This window comes from Pseudomonas sp. GNP012 (genome assembly GCF_054343835.1).
Map to the genome: position 1 here is coordinate 5857218 of NZ_JBTGUU010000001.1, position 18168 is coordinate 5875385.

General features: G+C 61.1%; 15 protein-coding genes. 8 read left to right on the top strand and 7 right to left on the bottom strand.

The genetic code is table 11. The features are described from left to right. Window positions 1-8: 8 nt before the first annotated feature. The 6 genes from ACXX83_RS26520 to ACXX83_RS26545 form a co-directional block, all read right to left on the bottom strand. Window positions 9-386: a gamma-butyrobetaine hydroxylase family protein gene (locus ACXX83_RS26520; RefSeq protein WP_007999201.1), complete on the bottom strand. Its 378-nt coding sequence runs from the start codon at window positions 384-386 to the stop codon at window positions 9-11. A gap of 155 nt (window positions 387-541) precedes the next feature. Beyond that, window positions 542-1879: an ATP-dependent protease ATPase subunit HslU gene (gene hslU, locus ACXX83_RS26525; RefSeq protein ID WP_015093129.1), complete on the bottom strand. Its 1338-nt coding sequence runs from the start codon at window positions 1877-1879 to the stop codon at window positions 542-544. A 54-nt stretch (window positions 1880-1933) separates the two neighbouring features. Continuing rightward, complete coding sequence (gene hslV / locus ACXX83_RS26530; RefSeq protein ID WP_007975582.1) at window positions 1934-2464, bottom strand: ATP-dependent protease subunit HslV; 531 nt, start codon at window positions 2462-2464, stop codon at window positions 1934-1936. Between the two features lie 247 nt (window positions 2465-2711). Continuing rightward, on the bottom strand, window positions 2712-3419 hold the full coding sequence (locus ACXX83_RS26535) for an SPOR domain-containing protein (protein ID WP_015093131.1): 708 nt from the start codon (window positions 3417-3419) through the stop codon (window positions 2712-2714). 1 nt (window position 3420) lies between these two features. After that, complete coding sequence (gene argS / locus ACXX83_RS26540; RefSeq protein ID WP_015093132.1) at window positions 3421-5157, bottom strand: arginine--tRNA ligase; 1737 nt, start codon at window positions 5155-5157, stop codon at window positions 3421-3423. 236 nt (window positions 5158-5393) lie between these two features. Continuing rightward, entirely contained in the window at window positions 5394-7613 is a 2220-nt protein-coding gene (locus ACXX83_RS26545) for a primosomal protein N' (RefSeq protein ID WP_015093133.1), read from the bottom strand. Between the two features lie 290 nt (window positions 7614-7903). Here ACXX83_RS26545 and rpmE point away from each other — a divergent pair, with 290 nt between their 5' ends. The 3 genes from rpmE to ACXX83_RS26560 all read left to right on the top strand — a co-directional run bounded on the left by rpmE (window position 7904) and on the right by ACXX83_RS26560 (window position 10398). Next, entirely contained in the window at window positions 7904-8122 is a 219-nt protein-coding gene (gene rpmE, locus ACXX83_RS26550) for a 50S ribosomal protein L31 (RefSeq protein ID WP_007975586.1), read from the top strand. A 35-nt stretch (window positions 8123-8157) separates the two neighbouring features. Next, window positions 8158-8949 (top strand): thermonuclease family protein, encoded by a 792-nt coding sequence (locus tag ACXX83_RS26555; RefSeq protein ID WP_458550014.1) that lies wholly within the window; start codon window positions 8158-8160, stop codon window positions 8947-8949. 180 nt (window positions 8950-9129) lie between these two features. After that, the gene (locus tag ACXX83_RS26560; RefSeq protein ID WP_008047852.1) at window positions 9130-10398 is read left to right on the top strand and encodes a malic enzyme-like NAD(P)-binding protein; all 1269 of its coding nucleotides are present in this window, start codon (window positions 9130-9132) and stop codon (window positions 10396-10398) included. 263 nt (window positions 10399-10661) lie between these two features. On the opposite strand, the gene ACXX83_RS26565 is transcribed toward ACXX83_RS26560, so the two are convergent. Further along, complete coding sequence (locus tag ACXX83_RS26565; RefSeq protein WP_437179746.1) at window positions 10662-13100, bottom strand: penicillin-binding protein 1A; 2439 nt, start codon at window positions 13098-13100, stop codon at window positions 10662-10664. A 216-nt stretch (window positions 13101-13316) separates the two neighbouring features. On the opposite strand from ACXX83_RS26565, the gene ACXX83_RS26570 reads away from it, so the two are divergent. From ACXX83_RS26570 to ACXX83_RS26590, 5 genes are read left to right on the top strand one after another with little or no spacing between them, the layout of a single operon-like run. Further along, window positions 13317-14381 (top strand): pilus assembly protein PilM, encoded by a 1065-nt coding sequence (locus ACXX83_RS26570; RefSeq protein ID WP_458550015.1) that lies wholly within the window; start codon window positions 13317-13319, stop codon window positions 14379-14381. Further along, window positions 14381-14947: a PilN domain-containing protein gene (locus ACXX83_RS26575; RefSeq protein WP_458550016.1), complete on the top strand. Its 567-nt coding sequence runs from the start codon at window positions 14381-14383 to the stop codon at window positions 14945-14947. The genes ACXX83_RS26570 and ACXX83_RS26575 overlap by 1 nt, the downstream gene beginning before the upstream one ends. Beyond that, window positions 14944-15567: a type IV pilus inner membrane component PilO gene (locus ACXX83_RS26580; RefSeq protein ID WP_458550017.1), complete on the top strand. Its 624-nt coding sequence runs from the start codon at window positions 14944-14946 to the stop codon at window positions 15565-15567. Before ACXX83_RS26575 ends, ACXX83_RS26580 begins: the two co-directional genes overlap by 4 nt. After that, window positions 15564-16091 (top strand): pilus assembly protein PilP, encoded by a 528-nt coding sequence (locus tag ACXX83_RS26585; RefSeq protein WP_458550018.1) that lies wholly within the window; start codon window positions 15564-15566, stop codon window positions 16089-16091. Before ACXX83_RS26580 ends, ACXX83_RS26585 begins: the two co-directional genes overlap by 4 nt. A gap of 13 nt (window positions 16092-16104) precedes the next feature. Beyond that, window positions 16105-18168 (top strand): type IV pilus secretin PilQ, encoded by a 2064-nt coding sequence (locus tag ACXX83_RS26590; RefSeq protein ID WP_458550019.1) that lies wholly within the window; start codon window positions 16105-16107, stop codon window positions 18166-18168.

The following is an 18168-nucleotide window of genomic DNA, read 5'->3' on the forward strand; positions in this document are numbered from 1 at the left end:
GGCTCGGATTAGAGCATCAGCTTGACGACGGATTCGTTCGGGTCGCGGGTTTTTCCGGCGGCCTTGAGTTCGGCCAGATAATCTTCCCAAAGTGCGTCATAACGTCGCGCCAGTTCGTAGAGGTATTCCCAGGTGAACAGACCGCTGTCGTGACCGTCATCGAAGGTCAGTTTCAGTGCGTACTGACCGGCCGGTTCTACCTTGGTCAGGCCGACGTTGATCTTGCCAAATTGCAGGATGGGTTTGCCGTGGCCCTGGACCTCGGCGGAAGGCGAGTGCACGCGCAGGAACTCGGCGGGCAGGGTGTATTCCTCGCCGGACGCGTATTTCAGCGACAGGGTTTTCGAGGCTTTGTGCAGCTTGATGTCGGTGGGGAGTTGGGTCATGAGTGGATGTCCGTTTGTGTGTGGGACCCCCGATTCAAATGTGGGAGCGGGCTTGCTCGCGAAGGGGCCTTAACATTCAACAGTGATGTTGATTGTCAGACCGCTTTCGCGAGCAAGCCCGCTCCCACAGGGTCCGTCATCGTTGTAAGTATGGCTTACAGGATATAACGGGACAGGTCTTCGTTCTGCGCCAATTCGCCCAGGTGGCTGTTGACGTAGTCGGCGTCGATCTGGATCACCTTGCCGTCATGGGAGCTGGCCAGGTCGCCGGCGCTGAACGACACCTCTTCGAGCAGGCGCTCGAGCAGGGTGTGCAGGCGACGGGCACCGATGTTTTCGGTCTTCTCGTTGACCTGCCAGGCGATCTCCGCGATGCGCTTGATGCCGCTCGGCTGGAACTCGATGCCCAGGCCTTCGGTTTTCAGCAGTGCGCAGTATTGCTCGGTGAGCGAGGCGTGAGGCTCGCTGAGGATGCGTTCGAAATCTTCCGGGCTCAGGGCCTTGAGTTCGACACGGATCGGCAGACGGCCTTGCAGCTCGGGCACCAGATCGCTCGGCTTGCTCAGGTGGAACGCACCGGAAGCAATGAACAGGATGTGGTCGGTCTTGACCATGCCCAGCTTGGTGTTGACGGTGCAGCCTTCGATCAGTGGCAGCAAATCGCGCTGCACGCCTTCGCGGGATACATCGACACCACCGGAATTACCACGCTTGGCGACCTTGTCGATTTCGTCGATGAACACGATGCCGTGCTGCTCGACGGCTTCCAGGGCCTTGGCCTTCAACTCTTCATCGTTGACCAGACGGCTGGCTTCTTCGTCGCGCACCATCTTCAGCGCTTCTTTGACCTTGAGCTTACGGGCTTTTTTCTTGCCCTTGCCCATGTTGGCAAACAGGCTTTGCAGCTGGTTGGTCATTTCTTCCATGCCCGGTGGCGCGGAGATGTCGACGCCGGCCATTTCGGCGACTTCGATTTCAATCTCCTTGTCATCCAGCTGACCTTCGCGCAGGCGCTTGCGGAACAGCTGGCGGGTGTTGGAATCGGCAGTCGGGGCGTCGTCGTTGCTGAAGCCCATGCGCGCCGGTGGCAGCAGGGCGTCGAGGATGCGCTCTTCGGCGGCATCTTCGGCGCGGTGGCGAACCTTGACGATTTCCTGCTCGCGCAGCAGCTTGATCGCGGCATCGGCCAGGTCACGAATGATCGATTCGACGTCGCGGCCGACATAGCCGACTTCGGTGAATTTGGTCGCTTCGACCTTGATGAACGGCGCATTGGCCAGTTTCGCCAGGCGACGGGCGATCTCGGTTTTGCCGACGCCGGTCGGGCCGATCATCAGGATGTTCTTTGGCGTGACTTCAACGCGCAGCTCTTCAGGCAGCTGCATGCGGCGCCAGCGGTTGCGCAGGGCAATGGCGACGGCGCGCTTGGCATCGTCCTGGCCGATGATGTGGCGGTTGAGTTCGTGGACGATTTCACGGGGAGTCATGGACATAATATTCAGTGGACCTCAAGCAAGAATGAGCCGTGGTGCGGTGGCTGCACGGACTTACTCGGCGCAGTCCTGCTCCTCAATGGTCTGGGTGTGGTTGGTGAATACGCAGATGTCGCCGGCGATACCGAGGGCGGTTTCGACAATTTCCCGGGCTGACAGGTCGGTCTTTTTCAGCAGCGCGCTAGCCGCGGCCTGGGCGTAGGCGCCACCGGAACCCATGGCGATCAGGCCGTCTTCGGGTTCGACCACGTCACCGTTGCCGGTAATGATCAGGGAGGCGTCCTTGTTGGCGACCGCGAGCATGGCTTCAAGGCGGCTCAGGGAGCGGTCGGTACGCCATTCTTTGGCGAGTTCGACGGCGGCGCGCACCAGGTGGCCCTGGTGTTTTTCAAGCTGGCCTTCGAAACGTTCGAAGAGGGTAAAGGCGTCGGCGGTGGCACCGGCAAAACCGGCAATGACCTGGCCGTGGTACAGGCGGCGAACTTTTTTCGCGTTGCCTTTCATCACGGTATTACCAAGGGAAACCTGGCCGTCGCCGCCCATGACGACTTTGCCGTGGCGGCGAACTGAAACGATGGTGGTCAAGGGGAGAGTCTCCACGCAGCGGGGCGAAAATGCCTTATGCCCATTCATATGGGGGTGGTGGAGGGTTTTTCAACTGTAAGGCGAGAGAGGGGACGAGTGGTGTGAGCCAGATGGGAGCGGTGGTGTTTGCCAAGGCCCCTTCGCGAGCAAGCCCGCTCCCACATTGGATCGCGGTCGAATGTGGGAGCGGGCTTGCTCCGGGCGGCGTTCCGACGAAGAACGATGACACGGTGCCTGTGGCAGTCGATCAGCGGCTCTGGCGTTGTTGTAACAACAGATTGCTGAAGCCGGCGCCGGCCAGTTGTTTCTGGGCGGTCGTGAGTTGTTCGCGGTTGCTGAACGGTCCGACCAGCACCCGATACCAGGTTTCGTCCTTCACCGTACCGGACTCAACCGAAACGGCCTGGCCCAGCAGGATGATCTGCGCCCGAACCTTGTCCGCATCGGTCTCTTTGCGGAAGGAGCCAGCCTGCAGGAAAAACTTCGTCACAGGCGCAGCCTTGACCGGTGGCGCTGGTGGCGGCGTGATCCCGGCCAATGCAGCCTGGGCGCGAGCCGTGTCGATCTTCGCCGCTTCGGCCGGGGTGACCGGCGTTGTCGGGATGGCCGGCACTTGCGGCGTCGGCAGGGTTTTTTCCGGCACGGCATCCGGCGGCACGATGACTTCCGATTCCGGCAGCAAGGTGTAGAAGTCGTACTTCGGCTTCACCGGTTGCGTCGGGCTCGGCGGGGTCTTGTTGGCCTCGGCGATCTTGCTGGCTTTCTGCTGTTGCTCGACCTTTTCACGCTTGACCGTGTCGCTGCCCTTGCCCGGTTCCAGCTTCATCAGGAACACGATGAACGCGCCGACCGTCAGGCCGATGGCCATCCACAGCCAGCCCGGGATCGGTTGCTTTGCAGGAGCTTGGTAACGGCTGGCGCCACGCTTGGGTGCAGGTTTTTTCTTGGCAGCCAACTTACATACGCTCCAGAGTTTCCAGGCCCAAGAGTTCCAGGCCTTGCTTGAGGGTGCGTCCGGTCAGCGCAGCGAGGCGCAGGCGGCTCTGCATTTGTGCCGGGGTATCGGCGGCGAGGATCGGGCAGTTCTCGTAGAAACTGGAGAACAGGCCGGCGACGTCGTACAGGTAAGTGCAGAGGATGTGCGGGGTGCCTTTTTCGGACACGTTGTTCAGGATTTCACCGAACTGCGCGAGCTTCGCTGCCAGTTCGTGTTCGTGCGTCGCTTCGAGCACGATCTGGCCGTCGACTTCGCTGAAGTCCTTGCCGAGTTTGCGGAACACGCCGGCCACGCGGGTGTAGGCGTACAGCAGGTAGGGCGCGGTGTTGCCTTCGAAGTTGAGCATCAGGTCGAAGTTGAAGCTGTAGTCGCTGGTGCGGTGCTTGGACAGGTCGGCATATTTCACTGCGCCGATGCCCACCACCTTGGCGATGTTGCGCAACTCGGCCTCGGCCAGTTCCGGGTTCTTGTCCTTGACCAGGGTGTAGGCACGCTCCTGGGCTTCGGTCAGCAGGTCGATCAGCTTCACGGTGCCGCCGTCACGTGTCTTGAACGGACGGCCGTCAGCGCCGTTCATGGTGCCGAAGCCCATGTGTTCCATTTCCATCGGATGGGTCACGAAACCGGCCTTGCGCGCCACGGCGAACACTTGCTGGAAGTGCAGGGCCTGACGCTGGTCGACGAAGTACAGCGCGCGATCGGCCTTGAGCTTGCCACTGCGGTAGCGCACGGCCGCCAGGTCGGTGGTGGCGTAGAGGTAGCCGCCGTCAGCCTTGACGATGATCACCGGCAGCGGGTCGCCATCGGCGTTCTTGAACTCGTCGAGGAACACGCACTGGGCGCCGTTGCTCTCGACCAGCATGCCAGCGGCCTTCAAATCGTTGACCACGTTGATCAGGTCGTCGTTGTAGGCACTTTCGCCCATCACGTCGGCCATGGTCAGTTTGACGTTGAGCAGTTCGTAGATCTTCTGGCAGTGCGACAGCGAGATGTCCTTGAACTTGGTCCACAGTGCCAGGCAGTCGGCATCGCCGGCCTGCAGCTTGACCACCAGGCCACGAGCGCGGTCGGCAAACTCTTCGGATTCGTCGAAGCGCTGCTTGGCGGCGCGGTAGAAGTTCTCCAGGTCCGACAGCTCGTCGCTGGTGATCGGGTTTTCCTGCAGGTAAGCCATCAGCATGCCGAACTGGGTGCCCCAGTCGCCGACGTGGTTCTGACGGATCACGGTGTCGCCGAGGAATTCGAGAACGCGGGCTACACCGTCGCCGATGATTGTCGAGCGCAGGTGGCCGACGTGCATCTCCTTGGCCAGGTTCGGCGCCGACAGGTCGACCACGGTGCGCTGAAGCGGGCCAGCCTTGCGTACGCCGATGTGGTCATCGGCCAGGGCGGCGTCCAGGCGGGTTGCCAGGGCGTCGGTGTTCTGGAAGAAGTTCAGGAAGCCAGGGCCGGCGATTTCGGCCTTGCTGACGTTTTCGTCAGCCGGCAGGGCGGCGATGATTTTTTCCGCCAGATCGCGGGGCTTCATGCCGGCCGGTTTGGCCAGCATCATGGCGATGTTGCTGGCGAAGTCGCCGTTCTTCTTGTCGCGGGAGTTTTCCACCTGGATCGCCGGCGACAGGCCTTCAGGCAACACACCTTCGTTGACGAGTTGGGTGATGGCTTGTTGGATCAGCTGGCGAATGGTGTCTTTCATGGTCTTCTCTTTCGACCGCAGGCGCGGCGGCGCATCATGCGCTGGTGGAAAAACTGGGCATTATCCGTTGCGAAGACGGGCTTGCCAACCTTAGCAGGCAGGTTGTGGATGTGTGGTGACAATTCGACCGCAATCGCGAGCAAGCTCGCTCCCACAGGTTTTGTGGTGGACACATATTGTATGCCCACTGAAATACCATTGTGGGAGCGAGCTTGCTCGCGATTACGGGTTTGAAATCAATACAAATCCACAGGATCAACATCCAGCGACCAGCGCACCGCCCGCCCGCTCGGCATCTGCTCCAGCACCAACAACCAACTGGCCAGCAACCGATGCAGCGGCGCCCGCGCCGTAGCCTGCAACAGCAGTTGGGCACGATAACGCCCGGCCCGTCGTTCCATCGGCGCCGGTACCGGCCCCAACAGTTCGATCCCGGTCAAACCCTGTTCAGCCAGCAAGCGCTCGGCCTCGCTGCACGCCTCATCGAGAAAACCTTCGGCCTGACCCGGTTTATGCGCTTCGGCCCGCAACAACGCCAAATGTGCAAACGGCGGCAAACCAGCCGCACGGCGTTCGCTCAGGGCCTGTTCGGCGAAAGCGAAATAGCCTTGCTCGGTCAGTTGCACCAGCAGCGGGTGGTCGGCCAGGTGCGTCTGGATAATCACCTTGCCCGGCTCTTCGGCGCGGCCTGCGCGGCCGGCGACCTGGACGATCAACTGCGCCATGCGTTCGCTGGCGCGGAAGTCGCCGGAGAACAGGCCGCCGTCGGCGTCGAGGATCGACACCAGCGTCACCCGGGGGAAGTGGTGGCCTTTGGCAAGCATTTGCGTGCCGATCAGGATGCACGGCTGGCCTTTCTGAATGGTCGCGAATAGCTGGTTCATCGCGTCCTTGCGCGATGTGCTGTCGCGGTCGACCCGCAGCACTGGATAGTCCGGGAACAGAATCGCCAGGCGCTCCTCGGCCCGTTCGGTGCCGGCGCCGACGGGGCGCAGATCGACCTTGTTGCACTTCGGGCACTGGCGCGGCACGCGTTCGACGTAGCCGCAATGGTGGCAACGCAGCTCGCCGTAACGCTGATGCACGGTCATTCGCGCATCGCAGCGCTGACACTCGGACATCCAGCCGCAATCGTGACACAGCAGGGTCGGGGCGAAGCCGCGGCGGTTGAGGAACACCAGTACCTGCTGCCCGGCAGCCAGGGTCTGGCCGATGGCTTGTTGCATCGGCCCGGAAATGCCGCTGTCCAGCGGGCGGCTTTTGACATCCAGGCGCAGGAAACGCGGCTGTTTGGCCCCGCCGGCGCGCTCATTCAGGCGCAGCAGTCCGTAGCGGCCGGTGTAGGCGTTGTGCAGGCTTTCCAGCGAGGGGGTGGCGGAGCCGAGGACGATCGGGATGTTTTCCTGTCGCGCCCGCACCAGCGCCAGATCGCGGGCGTGGTAGCGCAAGCCTTCCTGCTGTTTATAGGAGCCGTCGTGCTCTTCGTCGATGATGATCAGGCCGGGGTTCTTCATCGGCGTGAACAGGGCAGAACGGGTGCCGATAATGATGTCGGCCTCACCGTCACGGGCGGCCAGCCAGGCATCGAGGCGTTCGCGGTCATTGACCGCCGAATGGATCAGCGCGATGCGGGCATTGAAGCGCTGTTCGAAGCGCGCCAGGGTCTGCGGGCCGAGGTTGATTTCCGGGATCAGCACTAGTGCCTGCTTGCCGGCCTCGAGGGTTTCGCGGATCAACTGCAGATAGACTTCGGTCTTGCCGCTGCCGGTGACGCCGGCCAGCAGGAACGCGTGGTAACTGTCGAAGCCGGCGCGAATGGCCTCATAGGCGGCGCGCTGCTCCGGGTTCAGCGGCAGTTCCGGTTGCGCCAGCCAGTGTTCATGGCGTGCACCGGGGGCGTGGCGACGGATCTCGACCTGCACCAACTCCTTGGCCAGCAGCAAGTCCAGGCTGTCCTTGCTCAGCATCAGTTTGCTCAGCAACTGATGGGCGACGCCGTGGGGATGCTGGGCCAGCGTGGCCAGGGCTTCGCGCTGGCGCGGGGCGCGGGCGATGCGCGGATCATCGAGGCTGGCGCCTGGCGCGACAGACCAGAAGCGTTCCTGTCGCGCTTCCGCCAGTTCACCCTGGCGCAGCAGCACCGGCAATGCCCAGCTCAAGGTGTCGCCGAGGCTGTGCTGATAGTACTGAGAGGTCCACAGGCACAGCTTGAACAGCGCGGGCGGCAGCGGTGGCGTAGCGTCGAGCAGGGCCAGGGCCGGCTTGAGTTTCTCGGCCGGTACTTCGCTGGTATCGGTGACTTCCACCAGAATCCCGATCATCTCGCGCCGGCCGAACGGTACCCGCAGGCGCATGCCGGGGTGCAGTTGGGCACGCAGGACGCCGGCCGGAGCGCGGTAGTCGAACAGGCGGCGCAGCGGCGAAGGCAGGGCGAGGCGCAGAATGGCGTCGGGCACGCGGGGGATTCTCTTTGCGGGCAATAAATGAAAGGCTGGACCCATAACCTGTGGGAGCGAGCTTGCTCGCGATGAGGCCCTGTCAGTCAGTATTTATGTTGCCTGACACGACGCTATCGCGAGCAAGCTCGCTCCCACAGGGGAATGTGCTTTGGGCCGGGAGCCTAGCAGACGGTCGGTAGAAGCGACAGCTTGCGTGAGCAGGATTGTCTGGTAGAATCCGCGGCCTAATTACGTGCGGTATTCAACAATAGTGTTGGGTGGCGGCACGCTAGCCTGAGGAAAACACCATGAAAGCTGATATCCATCCAGAATACCCGGCAGTTGCTGTTACCTGCAGCTGCGGCAACAAGTTCGAAACCCGTTCGACCTTCGGCAAAGCCCTGGCGATCGACGTTTGCAACGAATGCCACCCGTTCTACACCGGTAAGCAGAAGACTCTGGACACCGGTGGTCGCGTACAGAAGTTCGCCGACCGTTTCGGTGCTTTCGGCGCGAAAAAGGCCTAAGGCCAATCAACTTGGGAAGCCGCTGCGGTTTTTCCATGCTGATGAAAAAGGCGTCCCTCGCGGGCGCCTTTTTTGTGTCCGCGATTTGGCTTTCTGGCGCGCAGGCCTTTTGTCCGACGCCAGGCGGCCTGACACCCGTCGCGGTGCAGCGGGTGGTGGATGGCGACACCCTGCGCCTGGGCGATGGCCGCAATGTGCGCATGATTGGCTTGAACACGCCGGAGCTGGGCAAGCAGGGGCGTTCCGACGAGCCCTTCGCCGTGGCCGCGCGCAAACGCCTTGAGGCATTGGTGGCGGCCAGTGACGGGCGGGTCGGGTTGGTGCCTGGCAAAGAAAGCAAGGACCATTACGGCCGCACGCTGGCACATGTCTACGGTGCAGATGGCGCCAACCTGGAAGCGCAAATGCTTGCCGAAGGCCTGGGTTTCCAGGTGGCCGTGGCGCCGAATGTCGATCTGGTCGCCTGTCAGCAAGCTGCAGAGCGCAACGCTCGACAGGCCGGGCTCGGTGTGTGGCGCCAGTCGCCTGTATTGAAAGCGGAGCAGATCAGCGCTTCCGGCTTTGCTGTGCTCAGCGGTCGTGTGAGCAAGGTGCAGCGCAATCGCGGTGGGGTTTGGATCGAGTTGCAGGACTCGGTTGTATTGCGCGTTGCACCCAATCTGCTGGCGCGTTTCGATGTGAGTTCGCTGGAAAGCCTCAAGGGCAGGCAGATCGAGGCGCGCGGCTGGGTGCTGGATCGTTCGCGACGTGGCGGCCTGAAAGAAGGGCAGGCGCGCTGGATGTTGCCCTTGACCGACCCGGCGATGCTTCAAGTGGTGCAGCGATAAAAAATTGTAGACATTTTTTCAATCGATTGTGAACAGTCTAGCCCTTGTGAGCCGTGGCTCTTGGCCCAAAGTCGTAAGGGCGGGCGCTTGACAGGGGTGACCAGTCAGTCTTGTGGGGACTTTGCGAGGCGCGTATCCTCGCTGACCAGTCTGTCCAACAGTAAAAAGCGGAATGCCAAAATGTCTGATCTGAAAACTGCCGCTCTCGAATATCACGCCAATCCTCGTCCAGGGAAGCTGAGTGTCGAGCTCACCAAGGCCACTGCTACCGCTCGCGACCTGTCGCTGGCCTACAGCCCGGGCGTAGCCGAGCCAGTACGCGAGATCGCCCGCGATCCCGAGCTGGCCTACAAGTACACCGGCAAAGGCAACCTGGTTGCAGTCATTTCCGATGGCACCGCGATTCTCGGCCTGGGTAACCTCGGCCCATTGGCTTCCAAGCCAGTGATGGAAGGTAAAGGCGTACTGTTCAAGCGCTTCGCCGGCATCGACGTTTTCGACATCGAAGTCGACTCCGAAAGCCCGCAGGCCTTCATCGACACCGTCAAGCGCATCTCCATCACCTTCGGTGGCATCAACCTGGAAGACATCAAGGCACCCGAGTGCTTTGAAATCGAACGCGCTCTGATCGAGCAGTGCGATATTCCAGTATTCCACGATGACCAGCACGGCACCGCTATCGTGACCGCGGCCGGCATGATCAACGCCCTGGAAATCGCTGGCAAAACCCTGCCGGAAGCCAAGATCGTCTGCCTGGGTGCCGGCGCCGCCGCCATCTCCTGCATGAAGTTGCTGGTGAGCATGGGCGCGAACATCGAAAACATCTACATGGTCGACCGTACCGGTGTGATCCACTCCGGCCGTGACGACCTGAACCAGTACAAGGCTGTGTTCGCTCACGCGACCGACAAGCGCACCCTGGCTGACGCCCTGCAAGGCGCTGACGTGTTCGTTGGTCTGTCCGGCCCGAACCTGCTGAGTGCTGAAGGCCTGCTGTCGATGGCGCCGAACCCGATCGTGTTCGCGTGCTCCAACCCTGATCCGGAAATCTCCCCGGAGCTGGCGCACGCCACCCGTAGCGACGTGATCATGGCGACCGGTCGTTCCGACTACCCGAACCAGGTCAACAACGTACTGGGCTTCCCGTTCATCTTCCGTGGTGCCCTGGACGTTCGCGCCAAGCGCATCAACGAAGAAATGAAAGTGGCTGCGGCCAACGCCCTGCGTGAACTGGCCAAGCTGCCAGTGCCTCAGGAAGTGTGCGACGCCTATGGCGGCATCAAGCTGGAATTCGGTCGTGAGTACATCATTCCGAAGCCAATGGATGCCCGTCTGATCACCCTGATCTCCGATGCCGTGGCTAAAGCCGCCATCGAGACCGGTGTGGCGACCCTGCCGTATCCGAAGAACTACCCGCTCAAAAGCGTGGATGACGTGTTCAACGGCTAAGCCGTTGTAGTGCTTCAACCGATAGCCCCGGCTCATTTGAGTCGGGGCTTTTTATTGCCTGCTGCTTATGTGTTGTCTGTACAGGCCTCTTCGCGGGCAAGCCCGCTCCCACAGGGTCGGAGGCGTACATAAAACCTGTGTTCACCATCGCCCACTGTGGGAGCGGGCTTGCCCGCGAAGAGGCCGGACCTATCAATGCAAAACTTGCAGGCAAAAAAGCCCCGCTCTTCTTTCGAAGGCGGGGCTTTTCATCATTGCTGCAATCAGAACAAATCGATCGGCGCTGCTTCATCCGCTGGCAATGGACTGCCCGGCGCATTGCCGTTACCGAGCTCGTTGCCCGACGGCGGCGTATCTTCGGCCTTGAACAGCTCAAAGTAGGCGCCTGGCGTGCCCGGGCTGGCCGCGCGGCCGCTGATCGGGTCGACCCGCAGGCTCAGAAGGCCTTCCGGCTCCGCTTGCGTATGCGGCGGCTTGTCTTTGAGTGCTGCGCCCATGTAGTTCATCCAGATCGGCAGCGCGACGGTGCCGCCGAATTCCTTGCGGCCCAGGCTTTCCGGCTGGTCGAAACCGGTCCATACGGTGGTTACGTAATCGGCGTTGTAACCGGAGAACCAGGCGTCCTTGGATTCGTTGGTCGTACCGGTCTTGCCGGCGATGTCCGGGCGTCCCAGGGCCAGTGCGCGGCGACCGGTGCCGAGCTTGATCACGTCCTCAAGCATGCTGTTGAGGATGTACGTGGTGCGCCCGTCAACGATGCGTTCGGCCACGGCGGGTGCTTGTGGCGTAGGCGCAGCACCCGGGGTCTCGCCCGGCGTTGCATTGACCGTGAAAGCTTGAGGCGCTGGTGCGGCAATGCCATCGCTGGCAGCAACGCCCTTAGGCACGCTCGGGGGATTGGCGACGAATAGCGTGTCGCCGTTGCGGCTTTCAATCCTGTCGATGATGTACGGGGTGATCTTGTAGCCGCCGTTGGCGAAGGTGCTCCAGCCGGTAGCGATCTCCATGGGCGTCAGAGTCGCGGTGCCCAGCGCCAGGGACAGGTTGGGTGGCAGGTCCTGTTTGTTGAAGCCGAAGCGAGCAATGTAGTCGATGGTCTTGCCAACGCCCATCGCTTGCAGCAAGCGGATCGACACCAGGTTGCGCGACTTGTACAGCGCTTCACGCAGGCGGATCGGGCCGAGGAAGGTGTTGGTGTCGTTTTTCGGCCGCCAGACCTTGTCCAGATACTCGTCGACGAACACGATGGGGGCGTCGTTCACCAGGCTGGAGGCCGTGTAGCCGTTATCCAGTGCGGCGGCGTAGACGAACGGTTTGAAGCTCGAACCCGGCTGGCGCTTGGCCTGCAGTGCGCGGTTGTAGTTGCTCTGCTCGAAGGCGAAGCCGCCGACCAGGGCACGAATGGCACCGTTTTGTGGGTCCAGGGACACCAGCGCGCCCTGGGCCTGCGGGATCTGGCTGAACTTCAGCGAGTTGTCCGGCTGACGCTGCACGCGAATCAGGTCGCCGACCTGGGCCACGTCTGAAGGCTGCTTCGGGTTGGCGCCCATGCTGTTGGTGTTCAGGAACGGACGGGCCCACTTCATGGTGTCCCAGCTGACATGTTCCTGCCCGGTGCGGGTCAGCACCTGCAGGCCGCTTTTGTCGACCTGGGTCACGATGGCCGGTTCCAGGCCGCTGATGGTGCGTTGCTTGGTCAACTCGGTTACCCAGGCTTCACGCGTCTTGCCCGGGAGCCGCGACTCGGGGCCGCGATAGCCGTGGCGCTGATCGTAGGTCATCAGGCCTTCGTGGACTGCGGTGTTGGCCAGTTCCTGGAGGTCGCTCGGCACCGTGGTGGTGACGCGGAAGCCTTCGGTATACGCGTCGCTGCCATAACGCCCGACCATTTCGGCGCGGGCCATTTCGGCGATGTAGGGAGCGTTCACTTCCGGAGTCGGTACGTGATAGCTGGCGTTCAGCGGCTCGTTGATCGCGGCGGTGTAGTCGGCCTCGCTGATTTTGCCGAGTTTGTACATGCGCCCCAGGATCCAGTCGCGACGCTCCTTGCTGCGCGCCGGGTTGGCCAGCGGGTTGAAGCGCGATGGTGCCTTCGGCAGGCCGGCAATCATTGCCATCTGCGCCAGGCTGACATCGCGGATCGATTTGCCGTAATAGACCTGCGCCGCCGCCTCGATGCCGTACGCACGGTTACCCAGGTAGATCTTGTTGACGTACAGCTCGAGGATCTCGTCCTTGGTCAGCTGTCGTTCGATCTGCAGGGCCAGCAGGATCTCGGTGGTCTTGCGCGAAAAGCTGCGTTCGCTGGTCAGGAAGAAGTTCTTCGCCACCTGCATGGTGATCGTGCTGCCACCGGACTGGATGTGTCCGCTTTTGACCAGTTGGGTCGCGGCACGCATCAGGCTGCCGGGATCGACGCCATAGTGGTTGGCGAAATTGTCGTCTTCAGCACTTAGTAACGCATTAATGAAATTGGGGGGAATGTCGGCGAAACGGATCGGTGTGCGGCGCATTTCGCCGAACTCTGCAATCAACTTGTTATCGCTGCTGTAGACCCGCAAAGGAATCTGCAACTGGATGCTTCTCAGCGCCTCCACGGACGGCAGCCCGGGACTAAGGTAGAGGTACGCCCCGCTCAGACCCAGAAGGAGTCCGCAGAAAACCGCGACGATGGACCAACCGAAAAACTTCAGCAGACGAATCAAGGCTTTTGGATATCCAGGGCAAAAATGAATTGGGCAACAGGGTTCAGGCTAAATGAGAACGACCCGCGCTTGAGCAAATGCGGAAAAAAACGCTGGGCATTATAAGCATTTTTCTGATCGGGAGCGCGGTTGGCGCTGCTGTCAAGACGGGCGGATTGAACGCAATGGACATTGCACAGTCCGTAACTCACGGAAAGTCATAGGGAATTGGTAGTGCCAGGACTCTTCAACAAAAAATCCAGTACGCTCCTCGGAATCGATATCAGCTCTACCTCGGTAAAGCTTCTGGAATTGAGCCGTCAGGGCGAACGCTTCCGGATCGAGGCTTATGCGGTCGAGCCTTTGCCCGTCGGCGCGGTGATCGAAAAGAACATCGCTGACCTCGAGGGCGTGGGGCTGGCCCTCGCGCGCGCGCTGACCAGGGCCAGAACCGGCCTCAAGGGTGTGGCCGTGGCTGTGGCAGGCTCGGCGGTGATCACCAAGATCATCGAGATGGATGCCGCTCTTTCCGAAGACGAAATGGAAAGTCAGCTGAAGATCGAGGCGGATCAATATATTCCCTATCCCCTGGATGAGGTCGCGATTGACTTTGAAGTCCAGGGCACCTGCGCGCGCAACCCAGAGCGGGTCAACGTGCTGCTCGCGGCTTGCCGCAAGGAAAACGTCGAGGTCCGCGAGGCCGCCCTGGCTCTGGCTGGGCTGACCGCCCGCGTAGTCGATGTCGAGGCCTATGCACTGGAGCGTTCATTCGGGTTGCTGGCCAGTCGGCTTGCGGTTTCCAAGGAACCTTTGACGGTCGCAGTGGTGGATATCGGCGCCACCATGACCACCCTGAGCGTGCTGCACAACGGGCGGATTATCTACACCCGTGAACAACTGTTCGGCGGTCGGCAGTTGACCGGGGAAATTCAGCGTCGCTATGGCCTGACGCTGGAGCAGGCGAGTCTGGCGCAAAGGAAGGGCGGCCTGCCGGAAGACTATGCCGGTGAGGTCTTGCAGCCATTTCAACAGGCACTGGTGCAGCAGGTGTCGCGCTCGTTGCAGTTCTTCTTTGCTGCCAGCCAGTACAGCGCCGTCGACCATATCCTGCTGGCCGGCGGTACCGCGTCGGTCCCGGGGCTGCCCCTTTTGATCGAGCAGCAATTGGGCACGCCGACCCTGATCGCGAACCCTTTTTCCGAAATGATGCTGGGCAGCAAGGTCAATGGTGCCGCCCTGGCGAGTGATGCCCCGGCGTTGATGATCGCCTGTGGTCTTGCCCTCAGGAGCTTCGACTGATGGCGCGGATCAACCTTTTACCCTGGCGCGAGGAGCGGCGTGAAGTTCGCCGCAAACGCTTCCTGCTGGTCCTGGTGGCCGCTATGGCGGGTACGATGGGTGCGGTGCTGGTTGCCAACCAGGCCATCAGCCGTGCCATCGACCGGCAAATCGCCCGTAACGATTACATCGGCAGGCAAATCGCCGTGGTCGATGAGCGGATCACGCAGATCAATGATCTCAAGGAGCGCCGCCAGCAACTGGTCGAACGCATGCACATCATCCAGGGCCTGCAAGACAATCGCCAAACCAGTGGGCGAATATTTGACCAGTTGGCGCGGGCACTGCCTGACGGCGTGTATTTCACCGAAGTGAGAATGACCGGAAAGACCTTGTCCATCACCGGTGCCGCGCAATCCAACAACCGTGTTTCAGACTTGATGCGCAACCTCGAGGCATCAGACTGGTTCGATGCGCCGAGCCTGACCGAAGTCAAGGCCGCAGCTGCCGGTCAGGTGGAGCAGACCAACGTCTTCCAGTTGACCGTTCGCCAGACTCAACCGGCAGCACCGGAGGGAGGCAAATGAGCCTGTCCGAATGGTTCGAAGGGCTGCGCAAGATCGACATCAATGAGCTGGACACCAGCAACATGGGGGCCTGGCCGCCGGCGATCAAGTGTCTGGTGGCCGGTTTGCTCATGCTTGTGGTGCTGGCCTTGGGCTACAACTTTTCCACTCGCGACCTCGAGAGCCAGCTTGATCTGAAGCGCGAGGAAGAGTCGACGCTCAAGGAGCAGTTCGCCGGTAAAGCGCGCTTGGCGGCGAATCTCGATCTCTACACCCGACAGTTGAAGGAGATGGAGAGCGCTTTCAGCGTGCTGTTGCGGCAACTGCCCGGCGACACCGAAGTGCCCGGCTTGCTGGAAGACATCACGCGTACAGGTTTGGGCAGCGGCCTGGAGTTCGAAGAGATCAAGCTGCTGCCGGAGGTCGCCCAGCCGTTCTACATCGAGTTGCCGATCCAGATCACGGTCACCGGGGGGTACCACGACCTGGCCACCTTCGTCAGTGGCGTGGCCGGGTTGCCGCGAATCGTCACCTTGCACGATTTCGACCTTGTCCCCGTCAGTCCCCAGGGGGCTCCGAAACTGCGCTTGAGCATCCTCGCCAAGACCTACCGCTACAACGAAATGGGGCGGCATCAATGAATCCGGCGCGTTGTTTTCCTATGGTGCTGTTGCTGTCTGTTCTGTCCGGTTGTGGCGCAGGCGATAACTACAGCGATCTGGACGCCTACCTGAGCGAAATACGCCTGCGCGGGCCGGGCAGTATTGAACCAACGCCGGTATTCCGGACTTACCCGACATTCACCTACGACGCAGCGAACCTGCGCAGTCCGTTTTCACCACAGATCAGTACTGATCTGGCGGCCCATCGGCGGGGTTCGCGCAACGTCAAACCCGACCCTGACCGGGTCAGGCAATACCTCGAAGGTTTCAACATCGAGCAGTTTGAAATGGTCGGCACCCTTTCCAATGCGACGGGCTCCTTTGCCCTGTTGCGCGGGGCGGGTGGCGTGCACCGCCTGAAGGTCGGTGATTACCTGGGGCGTAACGACGGACGAATCGTTGCGATCAGTGGTTCGCAAGTCGATGTGGTTGAAATTGTCCCTGATGGTCAGGGTGCGTGGCTGGAGCGTCCCCGGACCATCCCTTTGAAAGAGCACTCATAGTGGAACCCGAATAATGAACAGGATTTTCTCCACCTTCGGCCTTTCGCTATGGATAGCGATGTTGTCGCCGATGGTACAAGCGGCCAATCTCAAGGCGCTGGATGTCGCCGCACTGCCGGGAGACCGGGTCGAGTTGAAGTTGTCGTTCGATGCACCGCCCCCGTTGCCTCAGGGTTACATGACGGAGTCGCCGGCCCGGATTGCGCTGGATTTGCCGGGTGTCGTCAGTCAGTTGGCCAGCAAGACTCGCGATCTCGGTAGTGGAAATGCCCGTAGTGCAACGGTGGTGGAGGCCGGGGGACGTACGCGATTGATCATCAACCTGGCTCAGTCGGCCCCGTACGACTCGCGAATTGAAGGCAACAATTTGCTGGTGGTTGTCGGGCAGGGTGTCAAACCGTCGACACCCAGGCCGGCGGCCCCGGCAATGCCGGCACGCGCCGCTGCGACGCCAGGCAAGGCCATTCGGGGTGTGGATTTTCAGCGAGGGACGCAGGGCGAGGGCAACGTGGTGATCGACTTGTCGGACCCGTCGATTGCGCCCGACATACAACAGCGCGAGGGCAAGATTATTGTCGGGTTCGCCAAAACCCGATTGCCCGAGCCGTTGCGCGTGCGTCTGGATGTGAAGGATTTCGCCACGCCCGTGCAGTACGTCAAGGCCAGCGCGAGCGGCGATCGAGCCATCATCAGCATCGAGCCCGGTGGTGCGTTCGATTACTCGACCTATCAGACCGACAGCAAGCTCACGGTCAGCGTTCGCCCGGCGACGGTCGACGACCTGCAAAAGCGCAATGCCGGGTCACAGGCTTACAGCGGCGAGAAGCTTTCGCTGAACTTCCAGGACATCGATGTGCGGTCGGTGCTGCAATTGATCGCCGATTTCACCAACCTCAATCTGGTGGCCAGCGACACGGTGCAGGGGGGCATCACGTTGCGCCTGCAGAACGTGCCGTGGGATCAGGCGCTGGATCTGGTGCTGAAAACCAAGGGGCTGGACAAGCGCAAGGTCGGTAATGTCCTGCTTGTTGCGCCGGCCGATGAAATTGCTGCCCGTGAGCGACAGGAACTGGAATCACAAAAGCAGATTGCCGATCTGGCGCCGTTGCGCCGTGAACTGTTGCAGGTGAATTACGCCAAGGCGGCGGACATCGCCAAACTCTTCCAGTCGGTGACCAGTGCCGAAGCGAAACCCGATGAGCGGGGGTCGATCACCGTCGACGAGCGCACCAACAACATCATTGCCTACCAGACCCAGGACCGGCTTGATGAGCTGCGCAGGATTGTCACGCAGCTGGATATCCCTGTGCGTCAGGTCATGATCGAGGCGCGCATTGTCGAAGCCAACGTCGACTATGACAAAAGCCTCGGGGTGCGCTGGGGCGGATCGATACAGAACAGGGGCAACTGGAACACCTCCGGTGTCAGCAATGGACTCAACGGGTCATCGACCATCGGCACGCCCGGCAGTACCAGCACCAACTCACCGTTCGTCGACATGGGCGTAGCCAACAACACCTCGGGAATCGGCATCGCGTTCATCACCGATAACGTCTTGCTGGATCTGGAGCTGACGGCCATGGAGAAAACCGGCAACGGGGAAATCGTCTCGCAACCCAAGGTGGTCACGTCCGACAAGGAAACCGCCAAGATCCTCAAGGGCACCGAGATTCCCTATCAGGAGGCCAGTTCCAGTGGCGCGACTTCGGTGTCGTTCAAGGAGGCGTCGCTGTCGCTGGAGGTGACGCCGCAGATCACGCCCGACAACCGGATCATCATGGAGGTCAAGGTGACCAAGGACGAGCCGGACTACCTGAACAAGGTCCAGGATGTACCGCCGATCAAGAAAAACGAGGTCAACGCCAAGGTCCTGGTCAACGATGGCGAGACCATCGTCATTGGCGGCGTTTTCTCAAATACTCAGAGCAAGGTCGTAGATAAGGTGCCATTTCTTGGCGATGTGCCGTATCTTGGCCGCCTTTTCCGGCGTGATGTGGTTTCGGAGAAAAAATCCGAGCTGTTGGTATTTCTCACTCCGCGTATCATGAATAATCAGGCGATTGCTGTGAGTCATTGA

Excerpts from the sequence above, each read along its gene's own strand:
- ACXX83_RS26590 (WP_458550019.1), top strand. The coding sequence starts at position 16,105 with ATGAACAGGATTTTCTCCACCTTCGGCCTTTCGCTATGGATAGCGATG.
- ACXX83_RS26520 (WP_007999201.1), bottom strand. The coding sequence starts at position 386 with ATGACCCAACTCCCCACCGACATCAAGCTGCACAAAGCCTCGAAAACC.
- hslU (WP_015093129.1), bottom strand. The coding sequence starts at position 1,879 with ATGTCCATGACTCCCCGTGAAATCGTCCACGAACTCAACCGCCACATC.
- ACXX83_RS26575 (WP_458550016.1), top strand. The coding sequence starts at position 14,381 with ATGGCGCGGATCAACCTTTTACCCTGGCGCGAGGAGCGGCGTGAAGTT.
- ACXX83_RS26585 (WP_458550018.1), top strand. The coding sequence starts at position 15,564 with ATGAATCCGGCGCGTTGTTTTCCTATGGTGCTGTTGCTGTCTGTTCTG.
- ACXX83_RS26555 (WP_458550014.1), top strand. The coding sequence starts at position 8,158 with ATGCTGATGAAAAAGGCGTCCCTCGCGGGCGCCTTTTTTGTGTCCGCG.
- rpmE (WP_007975586.1), top strand. The coding sequence starts at position 7,904 with ATGAAAGCTGATATCCATCCAGAATACCCGGCAGTTGCTGTTACCTGC.
- argS (WP_015093132.1), bottom strand. The coding sequence starts at position 5,157 with ATGAAAGACACCATTCGCCAGCTGATCCAACAAGCCATCACCCAACTC.
- ACXX83_RS26560 (WP_008047852.1), top strand. The coding sequence starts at position 9,130 with ATGTCTGATCTGAAAACTGCCGCTCTCGAATATCACGCCAATCCTCGT.
- ACXX83_RS26580 (WP_458550017.1), top strand. The coding sequence starts at position 14,944 with ATGAGCCTGTCCGAATGGTTCGAAGGGCTGCGCAAGATCGACATCAAT.